Here is a 13,473-nt window from a genome sequence, read left to right on the forward strand (position 1 = left end):
GGCGTGACCCGAGCCGAGGCCCCCTCCGTCACCCCCCTCCACTTCGGCGAGACAGCCGACGAACGCAACACCCGCCTCGGTACCTACGTGGTGATCGGCGGCCTGGTCGTGGTGGCGGGCCTGGGCGGAACGGCGGTGGCGGTACGGGACGCCCGGCGCCGCCACGGACGCGTCGGCGGTGCCGCATGACGACGATGGCCACCACCAGCTTCATCCTGTCCGCCGTACTGGTGGCGATGGCCTGCGTGAAAGCCTCCCGCGTACGCGCCTGGCGCCACTCGGTCAACCCGTCGGCCCCCGAGGTCCCCGAGTCCTCCTTCGTCGTCGCCCGGGTCCTGCTGCTGGTCATGGCCGCACTGGGCCTCTACACCGGTTTCCACACCCTCGCCGTGGCCGACGACGGCGCCTGGAGCGACGACGAACTCACCAGCGCGGTCCGGGGAGCGACGGAGGACTTGAACGGCGGCTTCGAGTACGGCGACCCGTACGACGACGGCACGGCACCGGCCGACTTCGACGGCGAGTACGCCACGAAGATCGAGGACACCATCGTCCAGTACGGCGGCGGCGACGCCCCCCAGTTCGGCGTGGCCGCCACCCTCACCGGCCCCACCACCGCCACCGAGGCCGCCTACCGCATCACAGCCACCGGCGCGGCCAAGACCTTCTGCATGCACGTCACCCGCGAACACACCGACGACGCGGACACGGCGGCCCCGGGCCTACCGGGCGACGGGGCGAAGGTGACGATGCCGGTTTATACGTATGGGGTTGTCAGTCGGGTGGGGGAGTGCTGAGCACTCATTGACGGTTGCGCTTCCTCAGAGTGAAGCAAGGCCGGTCAGGATCCGGCCTTACAGGGCTGTTGCTTCTTGTAGGCCGATGTGTAATCGGTGATGAGTCTTTTCATCGCAGCCTCGTTTGGCCGAGCGGGTTTGAGTACCTTTACAAAAGTACTGATGTCTTCGACCTCGACGCCGGCGCCCCGGCACTTGATCATCGACACGGCAGCGTGATCCGTGTACGCGATGGAGCCGTTGTCAGCCGCCTTCTGCTGTGAGACGTGCAGCCGACTGACCAGGATGTGCTGGGCCGAGTCACCCGTGTCGATGCGTTCCCTGCTGACCACGAGCACCATGGTGTCGTCGACGCTGACATTGCAGAGTTCGGACCCGGCACCGGGCTCCCCGACATGCTCCACCTTGAGGTTCTTGCCGGAAGGGGGAAGCAGACGGGAGAGCGCTTCGGTCGGGGCCGACACGCCGCACAGGTTCTTCGGAACCGCGAAGTCCCTCTTGGGCTCGCCCGACGAACAACCGACTGCCGTCGCCACCACGGCGAGCACGGAGGCACCACGTAGGACATAGGTTTGACGTTTCAATGGGCGCTGCTCTCCGATTTCCATTGGGCGCCGTCCGAGTGGCTTTGGCCGGCGGAAGTTCGCGCGGCGCGCCGGAGGTCGTCGGCGGTGTCAGGATTGATCTGTTGGTTGCTGATCAAAGCGCGGTCCACCGCATCGCTGGCAGAGTCGATGGCCGCATTACGACCCTGGGTGTAATCGGCTCCCGCCTCCCGCTCTGCGTCGGTCGCGGAGTCCTTCTCGATGCTCTTCATGATGGACTCCTGGATGTCCTCCGACGCCCATTCAAGAGGTGCACCGGCGATCGGCACCCGCTCGCCGACCTTCTCAATGCCCATGCCGAGGATGCGATTGACCCACTTCTGCTTGTCGGCCGCGGCCTCGTTGAACTCCTTGTCCGAGGCGGCGTGATACTCGTAAATGGCGTGCGCCCTGGCGTCACTCATGACTCCGGCGATCGCTGAACCCGGGGCGACTGCGGCGCTCACCCGTCCGTCCAATGATGCGGTGGAGTGGCTGTCGCCGTTGATGACGTGGTCCACGGCCTCGCTCGTGTAGGCCTGTTGTGCGCTGGTGATCGCCGCATAGGCGTGGGGGTCCTGCCCGACAGCGCCCAGGAAGCGAGCCGCGTGATCGCTGTCGAGGTTGGCCGCCTCGCCGAAAGTGGGGAAGAGATCGCTACTCGGGCCCTCCCGATACATGGCCCGCTGGAAGTCCCCCATGTACTCCGCCGTCATGTCCCCGAGGCTTCCCCGTAGGGCATACAGGGGCCCGGTCTCCTCGCTTTCGAGGTCGCCGTTCTCGTTGTGACGCAGCAGTTCCGGGTGCTCGCCGAACTTGTCCACGATCTGGCTCACCAGGTGCGCCCGCGCCTCGGTGTGCTTGATGGCGTCGGCGGCGGCGTCACTGTCGTACGGCCGTCCCGTCGTGGCCGCCTCCAGGGCGTGGCCAAGGGCTTCGGGGCCGAAGCCCAGGGCGCGCTTGGTCTTGTCCTCGTCGGCGAGGACATTCGTGTCGTTGGTGTCGATCGTCCACTCGAAGTCCTTGTCGGTGAACACGTCGAGGTACGAGTCGAAGCCGAGGTGACCGTCCTTCTTGACCGTGCCGTCCTCGTTGTAGGCGGTCGGCGGCTGGGTGAAGAACTTCTCGGCGGCCTCGGGGCTGTGCCCCAGCGCCTCCAGGACACTGTTGAGAGGATCGTTGCCGGTGCCGAGCTGCCCGGAGGGGTTGAAGCCGTAGATGTCGGGGCTGCCCGCGGGCTTGTTCATCAGGAAGCGGTAAGGGTCCTCCTTGTGGAGCTGGGTGATGTGCTCCGCGATGGGCGTGAGGAACCGTGCGTCGTAGTTGCCGTACCGGAGCAGGCCGCCGAGTACCTGGTAGCCGTACGGCTTGTTCATCTGGCCGCGCTCCCAGCCGATCTGCTGGGTGCCCAGGCGCCGGAACTCCGTGTTCCACCACCCCGGCAGATGATGCTTGTGGTCGGGGTCGGTGGCGTTGGCCAACGTGTAACCCATGACCTTCTGCAGGTCGCGCACCTCGTTGAGGCGGGTCTTGGTGGCGTCGGCGTCGGTGCCGTCGATGGACATCTCCGCGTAGAACTGCAGAGCCTTCTCCGGACCACCGAGTCCCTGGTAGAACTCGGTGGCGAACTCCCCGTCCTTCTCCCTGGAGTTGAAGCGCAGCAGGCGATTGAGCTCGGTCAGTTCCGCGTCGGACATCTTGTCGCCCTTGCGGGCGAGCTCCAGAGCGCGCTCGACCTCGGCGTCGTTCAGGGACTCGTACTTGCTGTGACCCGCGTTGTAGGGATCGTTCCCGTGGCTCTTCGCCAATGCGCGGGCGACGGAGTCGTCGATCTCGGCGGCGTGCGCGAGGATCCCGTTGATTCGGCTCTCCAGCTCCTGCTTGGAGTCGAGCTGCTCCTGGGTGCGCTCGTCCGAGTCGCCGCGAATGTGAGGGAAGAAGCAGCGCACCTTTCCGTCGCCGATGTCCTCGACGCGGACGCCGAGATGGCTCGCGTCCACCTCCACCGCCTGCTTGATCTGCTTCTGCAGCGAGGCGAGTTCCGTGTGGCCGTCGTCGAGCACCTGGTAGATGCTGTTCGCCTCGGTGTGGAGATCCGAGATCTCCTTCGCCGTCTTGTTGATGAACTCCCGTGTGACCGTCGCGTTGACACCGGCCCAGCGAGCCTTGTCCGACGTGGCCTGCATGCCTGTGCGGGCGCCCTCCGCCAGCGTCTTGAGGCTGTCGACCGTCTTCTTCCAGTCCGAGACGGCGGAGGCGAGCTTGCCGAGGTCGACGTCGACGAGGTCCGTGAACTTCAGAGCCATCGGCGTTCCCCTACTTGAAGTACTCGTTGAGCTTGGACACCGACACGGCCGCACCGTCACTGCCTCGCAGAACAGTCGCGATCTCGGCGTCGTCCTCGGCGTGGCGTTTCTTGCTGTAGTCCAGGTGGTTGGAGATGTGCGCGCAGGCCTGCAGCACGGACTTGACCTGAGACATCCACGTCTCGACCGTTTTGTCCAGGGCGCTGCCAGTCGCGAACGCGTGCGCTTTCAGAGCGGCTGCCGCCTGCGCGGTCGAGCCGACTCCGTCCTTGCCCGCCCCCGCCCTGCCGATGTCGGCCTCGTTGTGGAGTTTGTCCCACAGGATGTAGGCCTCGTGCCCGACAGCACCGAGGTCGTCCTGGTGCGCGACCAGGTCACCGGATCCACCGCCTCCGCCGCCGTCGGCCGGCGCCAGCTGGTTCAGGCGCATATGGGTCGCCTGTCGCTCGGCTGCCTGAGCCTTCAGCTTCTCCCACTCGTCCCACGCCATGGTGGTCCCCTTCCCCCGTGTGCTCAGCCGTCGCTGTCCGTGCGGGCGGATGCTGCGGTTCCGATGCTGCGGTGTTCGGTCAAATTAGCAACCCGCCTCGAGAAAAAACCGCGTCACGTCCGTTGTGCACCCAATGTCGAGCGTGAAGGTTCAGGGAATACGCGCTGCCGCGGGGCGGATCCCCAGGAGGAGTGCGGGGGTTTTCGGCCTCGCATGTGGAAATTTGGTGGAGATTGCATCGGGCTGTTCCGGTGGCGACCCTGCGGCCGTGCTCCTGCGTATGAAGAAGGTGTGGCGCCACGGGGCGAGGTGTTGTGTAACTTGACCGTAAATCGGGGGAAGTGGCGCGGCTGAGCCGGTCTTGCAACTGGGTTGAGACATAGCTTGGTTGGTCCCGATGTGCGGTCTGACTAGAGTGGGAAGCGCGTTGTGACGCGTGACTTGGTTTGCGATCGTACGGAGATTGACTGGTCACGTCGCCCGATGGGGTGAACGGGGAAACGGGAGGGGCGTCGTGCTTCCGGCAGACATGGTGGGGGGCGTGTCGGCCGCCAGGGCAGCGAACCTGGAGGCCAGTGGTGAGGCGCTGACCACGTTCATGAAGCGGGTGGACGCGGTCCTGCGCGATCTCGAGTCGTCGGCCGGCAGCCCGACCCGGGTGAGTGCGCAGACGATCAACCGCGGGTCGCTGAGCAGTGGAAGCGGTGGCTTCCAGGAGGCGCACAACCTGTACGAGCAGTACCACGCCGTGCACGACAGGCTCACGAGCCTTTCCAAGACCCTGCATCTGCAGATCGAGGCGATCGGCATCGCGGTGCTGGGCGCGCACCGGGGCTTCGGCAACCTCGAGGAGGAGCAGCGCCGGCGCTTCTGGGAGATCCAGACGGAGATCAGGACTCTTCAACCGAAGAACGACCATGCTCACCGCGCGAAGACGGCGGACTACTGACGATGACCGACCACCAGCACAAGGCAGACCTGGACCGGGTTTCACAGGAGAACTCCTTCACAGACCTTGCCCGCGGTGTCGAGGAACAGCCTCGCGGCGCAGGCTTCTTCAGCGGCCTCGTGATGGATCCCCTTCGTGCGGTGGTCGAGGCCACCCCGTACGGGAAGGCCATGCACGGCCGTACGAGTTTCGAGCACTACGACCTCAACCAGATGGTCGACCTCGTCGAGCAGACGGACCCGGAGGACCTGGAGTCCTCGGGCAAGGCTCTGTGGGACGCGCGCGACGCCATCAAGGCGGCAGCCACGGAACTCAGCGGTCACATCGAGCATGTGCACTGGGTCGGAGAGTCCGGCGATGCCTTCCGTACCTGGGGCGAGCAACTCGTCAAGAGCACACACGTGCTGAGCGACTTCGCCGGCGGGGCCGGCGATCAGATCACTGCGGCAGCCGTGGGGCTTGCGTCCGTACGCAAAGCCATGCCTCCTCGCGACCACCGCACGGACCCGAAGTCACCCAAGGACTTCTCCCAAGCCGAGCAGACCAGCCACAAAGACGCGTACGCGGCGGCCGTCCAGGTGGAGAAACACCGCCAGGAGGCGATCAACCAGATGAACCGGTTGTCGTCGTACTACTCCGTGTCGACAGAGCAGTTGAAGGCCTGGCAGGGCAAGGCTCCCGAGTTCAAGGACATGCCCGACGTCGGGGTGCCCCAGCCCGCCCCGGTCGCGCCCCATCCGTCCGGGCACCCGGCATCGAGTGTGTCCTCGGGTACCGGACCGCATGTGGTGCCGAGTCATCATGCGCCGGTTCCGCAGGTCGACCATGCGGTTGGGCATGTCCCCGTTGACCCCACGGAACCCGCAAGGCACATCCCGCAGAGCACGGCGCACCCTGACGTCCCTGTCGGGACGAACATCGACAGTGTCGGCACCCTGCCACCGCCCTCGACCACGCACATCACCGAACCCACCCCGCCGGTCACCGGCAGCCCGGGCGCAAGCGGAGGTTCGAACAGCACGTTCTATCCCGGATACGGGACGTCCTACCCCAATGGCGTCCCGGGCAAGGGCGCGGGCAGAGTCGGCGGCGTCCGGCCCCCGACGACCGCGCAGGGCCGAGGCGGTACGTCCGCGGCGGGCAAACCGGGCGCGGGTGCGGGTCGTTCCCTGGGCCGGGGGCCCATGAACCAGATGGGCCGGGCGACATCGACCGGCCAGGCGACCGCCAAGGGGCTTACTTCCGGCGCCAAGCCGGCTCAGACGGGACGCGGTGTCACCGGCGGCGCGCCGCGCGCCGGCGGCTCGGCGACGCCACGCCCCGTTACCGGCCCGACCACTGGTGCCGGACGGGCGAACGGCGTGGTGGGTGGTCGGCCCACGGCCGCTGCCGGGCCGGCGTCGAAGGGCGGGCCGAGGATTCCCCGGGGCACAGTCGTCGGGGCCGAGGAAGCCGGCAACTCGCGTCCTGCGGCCGGTCGTCCGGGGCAGCGTGGTGTGTTCGGGGCTTCCGAGCCGACCGGACGGCCCACTGCGGGCGGGCCCGGTTCTCGTGGCGGGACGACGGCGGCCGATGCCGTCACGGGGAGGCCGGCCGCGCGCAATTCCGTCGTGCGCGCCGAGCGGAACGGCATGACCCGAGGAGGCACGGGCCTCGTGCGCGGCCCTGGCGGTCAAGGAATGTCCGAGGGCCGGCACAGGACCGAGGGATCGCAGCGTCCCCGGTACGCGATGGAAGACGAAGAGACACGAGAGCCCGAGCCGCGGCGTGATGTGCCGCCGGCCGCCAACTGAGCGTGAGTGAGGACACAGAACCGATGAAGTCAGGGACCAGCCGACGAACCGAGCAGGCTGTGCTCCTCAGGACACGCTACGGACGACGAGCGCGTGCCGTGGGCGCGGTCGTCGGAGCCCTGACCGCTGCGGGACTGGGATTCGCACCGAGCGCCGCAGCGTACGAAGCCCAGTCGCAGCAGTGGTACCTGGGGCCGATGCAGGCCGAGAACATGTGGAAGGCCAGCACCGGCAAGGGGATCAAGGTTGCGGTCATCGGTACCGGTGTCCACGCCGACACCCCCTCGTTGCGCGGGCAGGTGTTGACGGGCGTCGACGCTCTGGTGAAGGACGGGCTCGCCAAAGGCAGCGTGACCGACACGGACGACACAACGGGCCAGGGCACGACGGCGGCGGAGCTGATCGCCGGCACGGGCAGGGGAGGCGGGCTCAAAGGCCTCGCCCCCGGCGCCGAGATCATTCCGATCCGTGTGCCGCCCATCAGACACGACGAGCTTCCGGACCCCAATTACCCGCTGGCCACTGCCGTAAAGGCCGCCGTCGACAGTGGAGCGAAGATCATCGACTTCACCATCGGCAACCAGTACGTGATCGGCACTCAGACGGTCGGCGACGTGGCGTTCAACTACGCGGTCAGGAAGGGCGTGTTGATGATCGCCGGTGTCGGGGACAACGCCAAGCAGGGCAACAAGCCCCAGTTCCCGGCCGCCTACCACCACGTGGTCGGAGTATCGGCCACCGACAAGTCAGGGACGGTCTCGCCGACGTCCCAGCACGGCGATTACGTCGACCTTGCCGCGCCCGGTGTGGACATGCCGCGGTGGTGCGACGCGAAGTTCCAGCAGTACTGCAAGGACGGAGGCGGCACTTCGGCGGCCTCCGCACTGGCCTCCGCCTCGGCGGCCCTCATCTGGTCCGCTCACCCGACATGGACCGCGAACCAGGTCCTGCGGTCCCTCGTCGACACCGCGGGCCGGTCGTGGGCGAAGAACAATCCCAGCATGTACGTCGGCTACGGAGCCGTTCGCCCCCGAAAAGTCCTCGAGGACGCCAACTACAACGCCGGCCCCGCGAACGTCGATCCCCTCGCCGCGGAGGACGGCGAAAGCGCGGCGCCCACGGCCTCGGCCTCCGCTTCTGCACCAGCATCGTCACAGCCCCGGAGCGACTCTTCAGGCGGCCGGACGGAAGCGGCAGGATCGAGCGCGGAGTCGGAGAAGAACAGCAACTCCCCGCTGTGGATCGCGCTCGGCGCAGCCGCGGCGGTCATCGTGGTCGGCGGCGGAGGCTTCGCCGTCATACGGGCGCGCCGCGCCGGGTGAGGAACCGGCTGCACAACCGGAGGCTTCGGATGCTCATCGGCCAGGGCTCGTCCGAGACCGTGCCGACAGGCACCGCACGCGTGCTCTCCGCCGCCCGGCGGTGAGCCGACACAGTTGGACCAGACAACAGACAGAGGAAGGGCGGGCTGGTCATGGCTGACAAGCAGAAGCTCGAAGATGCCGCAGTAGTCAAGCTGCAGAACGACATGTACACCAAGTACGAGAGCATCCGGGGCCGGGTGCACAGCCTGCAGCAGGTCATCGACGGCCTCGAGGGACAGTGGCAGGGCATCGGTCGCGCCGCGTTCGACAAGAAGCAGTACGAGATCAACGAGTCCCTGCAGAACATCGGCAAGATCCTGGGCGACGTCATCGAGGCGATGACGAAGACGCGTCACATCAAGGACAGCAAGGAAGACGACGTGCGCGCGTCGGTCAACCGGATCGACGTGCACGACGGCGCGCCGACGGTCTCTCCCTTCAGCTCGTACTGACACGGGCGGCTTCACGGAATCGGCCGGGCAGCCGGCCTCCATCAGGCAGACACGAGCAGACGAGGTAGACAGAGATGGGCAACAACGCCGACGGCTTGAGCGTCACTTACAACGGGCTCGACTTCGCCGCCACGAAGATCGGTAACGAGGCGAAGACGCTCGAGCGGGACCTGCACGAGCTCAGGCAGCTGGTCGTCCAGAGCATGCAGTACTGGGAGGGCGAGGCCCAGGGCACCTTCCACGAGAAGCTGCAGAAGTGGGACAAGGAAGCCAACGACATCCACACCGCCCTGACCGGCATCGGCCACGTCGTCCACATGGCCGGCGGTGACTACATGGAGGGCGACAAGCAGGCGGCCAGCTACTTCCGGTAGACCGGACAGCCGAGTGTCATGTCGGGGTGGGCGCGCGCGGGAGGCGTCCACCCCGTTTTTCGCGTCCCGAGCGGCGGGCGACTCGGTCGGTGCGTCCAAGACCGAGGTCGGGTCTTCTTGTCGAGGGCGGTGACACCTTTGGTGTCACCACCCTCGATCACGCCCCACGGAGTGCCGCTGGATGAGCGGAGCGCCGAGCCGGGCGCTCCGCTCAGTCGGCACCGTGCGTCAAACCCACCTGAACCAACGGCCTCCCCTGCCGGCGGGACACGAACACCCCGCGTCCCGCCGGCATCGGCCGCGGGCGGACGCCGCCCAGCAGGTCGCCCTCGCCGGGGTCGCCCGCGAGGACCACTCCCTGGGCGCCGAGTTCCTTGAGGCGCTGCATGAAGGCCTCGTAGCCGGCGCGGCCCGCGCCCGCCGTGGAGCGGGCGATGATGAAGCGGACGCCGACGTCGCGGGCGAAGGGGAGCATCTCCGTGAGGCCGGCGAGGGGGTTGCCGCTGGAGGTGGAGACCAGGTCGTAGTCGTCGATGACCACGTACACCGTCGGGCCGCGCCACCAGCTGCGGTCGCGCAGCTGCTCGGGGGTGACGTCGGAGGTCGGTGTGCGGCGCTGCATCAGGTCGGCCAGGGCGTCCATGTGGTGCTGCATCTGGCTCGACATGGGGATGTACTCCGCCAGGTGCGAGGACGGGGTCACCCCGAGCAGCGAACGGCGGTTGTCGACCACGAACAGCTTGCAGCTGTCGCCGTCGTAGCGCTCGGTGAGGCGCTGGATGAGCAGCTTCAGCAGGTTCGACTTGCCGGACTCGCTCTCGCCGAAGACGAGGAAGAACGGGTCCTGGTCGAAGTCCACGAACGCCGGTTCGAGGTTGTCCTCGTCCAGGGCGAAGGAGACACCGCGGTGGGGGAAGCGGTCGCCCGGCGGGAGTTGCGTGGCCGGGAGCGCGCGGGGGAGGAGGCGGACCTCGGGGGCGCCGGGCTGCTGCCAGTGACGCGTCACCTCGGCCGCCAGGGCCGTCGTCGCCTCCGCCAGGTCCGTGTCGGAGGACAGGCCGTCGATCCGCGGGACCGCCGCCATGAAGTGCTGCTTCTGCGGCGTCTGACCGCGTCCCGGCACGCCCGTGGGCACGTTCGCGGCGACCTTGCGGTCGAACTCGGAGTCCATCGGGTCGCCGAGCCGCAGCTCCAGGCGGTTCATCAGGTGGTCCTTGAGGTTGGAGCGGACCTCCATCGACCGTGAGGCGGTCAGGACCAGGTGGATGCCGTAACCCAGGCCGCGGGCCGCGATGTCCAGCACCAGCGGCTCCAGCGCCTCGTAGTCCGAGCGGAAGTTGCCCCAGCCGTCGATGACCAGGAACACATCGCCCCAGGGCTGGTCGGCGACCGAGATGTCGCCCCGGGCGCGGCGGCTGCGGAACTCCGCGATGGAGGAGATGCCCGACGCGCGGAAGTACTCCTCGCGCCGGGTCATCACGCCGTACACCTCGGCCGCTGTACGCCGTACCTTCTCCGGGTCCAGGCGCGAGGCCACGCCGCCCATGTGCGGCAGGCCGGCCAGGGAGGCCATGCCGCCGCCACCGAAGTCGAGGCCGTAGAACTGCACCTCGTGCGGGGTGTGGGTGAGCGCGAAGGAGGCGACGACGGAGCGCACCAGCGTCGACTTGCCGGACTGCGGACCGCCCAGGATCTGCATGTGTCCGGCCGCGCCGCCGAAGTCGATCCACAGCGGGTCGCGCCGCTGCTCGTACGGCTTGTCGACGACGCCGACGGGGACGACGAGCCGGCCCGCGCCCTCGTAGCCCGGCTGCTTCAGGCCGCGGCCGGGCACCGGGGCGAGTCCGGGCAGCAGGGAGTCCAGCGACGGCGGGCTGTCCAGCGGCGGCAGCCACACCTGGTGGGCGGCCGGTCCCTGCGCCTCCAGCCGGCGCACGACCACGTCGAGCACGGTGTCGGCGAGCGCGTCGTCCTTCTCGTCGCGCTCCGGCTCCTGGCGCTGCCGCGGCACCGGCACGTACTGCACCGGGACCTCGGCGGCCGTGAACAGTACCGGCCTGCGGTCGACCGGCAGCGGCCCGCCGAGCGCGGCGGCCGCCTGCTGGGAGCTCGTGCGGTACACGCCGGAGACGTAGGCGGCCTTGAAGCGCACCATCTCGTCGGTGCCGAACTTCAGGAAACCGGAACCCGGGATGTTCGGCAGCTCGTAGGCGTCCGGGACGCCGAGCGCGGCGCGCGACTCCGCCGCGGAGAACGTGCGCAGACCGATGCGGTACGACAGGTAGGTCTCCAGGCCGCGCAGGCGCCCTTCCTCCAGGCGCTGCGAGGCGAGCAGGAGGTGCACGCCCAGCGACCGGCCGATGCGGCCGATCTGCACGAACATGTCGATGAAGTCCGGCTTGGCGGTGAGCAGTTCGCTGAACTCGTCGATGACCAGGACGAGGGACGGGATCGGCTGGAGCGGAGCGCCCGCCGCGCGAGCCTTCTCGTAGTCGTGGATGTTGGCGTAGTTGCCCGCGTCGCGGAGCATCTCCTGGCGGCGGTTGAGCTCACCGCGGATCGAGTCGCCCATGCGGTCCACGAGCGTGAGGTCGTCGGCGAGGTTGGTGATCACCGCCGCGACGTGCGGCAGTTGGGCCATGCCCGCGAACGTCGCACCGCCCTTGAAGTCGGCGAGGACGAGGTTGAGGGTCTCGGAGGAGTGGGTCACGGCGAGACCGAGGACCAGGGTGCGCAGCAGCTCCGACTTGCCGGAACCGGTCGCACCCACGCACAGGCCGTGCGGGCCCATGCCCTCCTGGGCCGCCTCCTTGAGATCGAGCATGACGGGCCGGCCGTCCTCGCCGACTCCGATGGGCACGCGCAGCCGCTCGGCCTGCGCGCGCGGCCGCCAGGTGCGCTGGGGGTCGACGGAGGCCGCGTCGCCCAGGTTCAGCAGGTCGGTGAACTCCAGGTTGGCGAGCAGCGGTTCGTCGTCGTCCCCGCCCGAGGCGACCCGGAGCGGCGCCAGCTGCCGGGCCAGCGCCTCGGCGGCCTCGTACGACAGCACGTCCGGCGTGCCCTCGTAGACCATGCCGTGGGCGGACTCCAGGCGCAGTTCCTTCGGGCGTACGACGACGGACAGGTCGCCGCGTCCCGCGGTGAGTTCGCCGGGTACGACCTCGACGACCGTCACGCCCTGCAGGCCCTCGGGGGAGGCCAGCAGCGACGTCGGCGACAGGGAGACACCGTCGAGGACGATCACCAGGTGCGGCTGCTCGGGGGCGGGTGGCCCGCCCGGGTGGAACCGCGGGCGGCCCTGGAGACGGGTGCCGAGCAGGTCCTCCAGCTCGGCCGGGTCGGTGGCGATCAGCCGGCGGCTGCCCGCGCCGTCCGCGGCGCCCGGAGCCTGGTTGTGCGGCAGCCACTTGGCCCACTCCCACTCCGGTGCGGCTTCCCGGTGGGCGGCCACGGCGACGAGCATGTCCTCGGGGGAGTGCAGAGAGGCGAGTGAGCCGACGAGCGCACGGGCCGAACCGCGTACGGTCGTCGGCTCGCCGCTGACCGTCACGTGGTAGAACGCGCGCAGCGACACGGCCATGGGCAGGCTCTCGAGGGTGCCGTGCGTGGCGAGGAAGCGCTGCATCGCACCGGCGGTCAGCGGCTCGAGCTGGTCCACCGGGCCGGTCTCCGGCGGGATCAGGGGGGTGGCCAGGGACTGCGGTCCGAGGCCCACGCGCACCTGCCCGAAGTCCTCGTCGCCGGTGCGCCGCTCCCACACCCGGCTGCCCTCGGCGACCAGCGCCCACAGTTGCTCAGGCGAAGGGTGCAGGTAGTACTGGGCGTCGCGCTGGGCCTGCGCGGTGTCCAGGGCCGTGCGCCGGGTCTGGGCCAGGTAGCGCAGGTAGTCGCGGCGGATGTCGGCCATCTGCCCCTGGTTGCCGCGGCGGTAGCGCACCAGCATGGAGATGCCCATGGCGATCGTGGAGGCCACCATCACCATGCCCATGATCTTCATGAAGGGCTGGGCCTGCGGGTTGAAGAAGAACACCACCGAACCGCCCATGCCGAGCATGGGCAGGAGCTGCATCAGCGCGCCTTCCTGCGGCCCGCGCGGCAGTTCCGGCGGGGGCTGCAGCACGATCTCGTCCGTGGGCACGTCCTTCGGCAGTGCCCGCGGGGGGCGCTTGACGACGATATGGCTCACTACGCACCAATTCCCTAGCCCGACCGGGGTGTTCTGTCCGCCGCCCCGTGTCAGGCGGACGCCGATCGCGAACCGCGATCCTACTGACAACCGATGGCACCAGCGGGCGGTAGGGTGCCGGGGAGACGGGTGAGGAGTTGTGTGAGCAGTTGCGAATCCGCCTGGTGAAACCGGGCAA

General features: G+C 68.6%; 10 protein-coding genes and 1 pseudogene. 7 read left to right on the top strand and 4 right to left on the bottom strand.

Features of this window, described 5'->3' with window-relative positions; genetic code table 11:
• A pseudogene (locus BZY54_RS11160) lies at window positions 1-189 on the top strand (type VII secretion-associated serine protease mycosin); the annotation flags it as partial.
• The gene (locus BZY54_RS11165; RefSeq protein WP_086725009.1) at window positions 186-797 is read left to right on the top strand and encodes a hypothetical protein; all 612 of its coding nucleotides are present in this window, start codon (window positions 186-188) and stop codon (window positions 795-797) included. The pseudogene BZY54_RS11160 and the gene BZY54_RS11165, both read left to right, overlap by 4 nt.
• A gap of 44 nt (window positions 798-841) precedes the next feature.
• Here BZY54_RS11165 and BZY54_RS11170 read toward each other — a convergent pair whose 3' ends face one another.
• From BZY54_RS11170 to BZY54_RS11180, 3 genes are read right to left on the bottom strand one after another with little or no spacing between them, the layout of a single operon-like run.
• Entirely contained in the window at window positions 842-1,345 is a 504-nt protein-coding gene (locus tag BZY54_RS11170; protein ID WP_244217095.1) for a hypothetical protein, read from the bottom strand.
• A gap of 32 nt (window positions 1,346-1,377) precedes the next feature.
• The gene (locus tag BZY54_RS11175) at window positions 1,378-3,687 is read right to left on the bottom strand and encodes a DUF6571 family protein (protein ID WP_086725011.1); all 2,310 of its coding nucleotides are present in this window, start codon (window positions 3,685-3,687) and stop codon (window positions 1,378-1,380) included.
• A gap of 10 nt (window positions 3,688-3,697) precedes the next feature.
• Window positions 3,698-4,177, bottom strand: coding sequence for a hypothetical protein (locus BZY54_RS11180; RefSeq protein WP_086725012.1), 480 nt, complete (start codon window positions 4,175-4,177; stop codon window positions 3,698-3,700).
• A gap of 514 nt (window positions 4,178-4,691) precedes the next feature.
• Between BZY54_RS11180 and BZY54_RS11185 the strand changes: the two genes are divergently transcribed.
• From BZY54_RS11185 to BZY54_RS11205, 5 genes are all read left to right on the top strand, one after another.
• A complete protein-coding gene (locus tag BZY54_RS11185) occupies window positions 4,692-5,126 on the top strand; it encodes a hypothetical protein (RefSeq protein ID WP_086725013.1) in 435 nt (144 codons plus the stop codon).
• A gap of 2 nt (window positions 5,127-5,128) precedes the next feature.
• The gene (locus BZY54_RS11190) at window positions 5,129-6,919 is read left to right on the top strand and encodes a WXG100 family type VII secretion target (RefSeq protein WP_086725014.1); all 1,791 of its coding nucleotides are present in this window, start codon (window positions 5,129-5,131) and stop codon (window positions 6,917-6,919) included.
• A gap of 98 nt (window positions 6,920-7,017) precedes the next feature.
• Window positions 7,018-8,241, top strand: coding sequence for a S8 family serine peptidase (locus BZY54_RS11195; RefSeq protein ID WP_244217096.1), 1,224 nt, complete (start codon window positions 7,018-7,020; stop codon window positions 8,239-8,241).
• A 152-nt stretch (window positions 8,242-8,393) separates the two neighbouring features.
• Complete coding sequence (locus BZY54_RS11200) at window positions 8,394-8,735, top strand: WXG100 family type VII secretion target (RefSeq protein WP_086725015.1); 342 nt, start codon at window positions 8,394-8,396, stop codon at window positions 8,733-8,735.
• A 74-nt stretch (window positions 8,736-8,809) separates the two neighbouring features.
• A complete protein-coding gene (locus BZY54_RS11205; protein ID WP_086725016.1) occupies window positions 8,810-9,109 on the top strand; it encodes a WXG100 family type VII secretion target in 300 nt (99 codons plus the stop codon).
• 211 nt (window positions 9,110-9,320) lie between these two features.
• On the opposite strand, the gene eccCa is transcribed toward BZY54_RS11205, so the two are convergent.
• A complete protein-coding gene (eccCa, locus tag BZY54_RS11210; protein WP_086725017.1) occupies window positions 9,321-13,295 on the bottom strand; it encodes a type VII secretion protein EccCa in 3,975 nt (1,324 codons plus the stop codon).
• Between the last annotated feature and the right edge of the window lie 178 nt (window positions 13,296-13,473).

It is taken from the genome of Streptomyces carpinensis (genome assembly GCF_002154505.1).
Taxonomy (GTDB): domain Bacteria; phylum Actinomycetota; class Actinomycetes; order Streptomycetales; family Streptomycetaceae; genus Streptomyces; species Streptomyces carpinensis.

What these genes read in the sequence shown, in the direction of transcription:
- BZY54_RS11165 (WP_086725009.1), top strand. Translation starts at nt 186, where the DNA reads ATGACGACGATGGCCACCACCAGCTTCATCCTGTCCGCCGTACTGGTG.
- BZY54_RS11175 (WP_086725011.1), bottom strand. Translation starts at nt 3,687, where the DNA reads ATGGCTCTGAAGTTCACGGACCTCGTCGACGTCGACCTCGGCAAGCTC.
- BZY54_RS11180 (WP_086725012.1), bottom strand. Translation starts at nt 4,177, where the DNA reads ATGGCGTGGGACGAGTGGGAGAAGCTGAAGGCTCAGGCAGCCGAGCGA.
- BZY54_RS11190 (WP_086725014.1), top strand. Translation starts at nt 5,129, where the DNA reads ATGACCGACCACCAGCACAAGGCAGACCTGGACCGGGTTTCACAGGAG.
- BZY54_RS11200 (WP_086725015.1), top strand. Translation starts at nt 8,394, where the DNA reads ATGGCTGACAAGCAGAAGCTCGAAGATGCCGCAGTAGTCAAGCTGCAG.
- BZY54_RS11205 (WP_086725016.1), top strand. Translation starts at nt 8,810, where the DNA reads ATGGGCAACAACGCCGACGGCTTGAGCGTCACTTACAACGGGCTCGAC.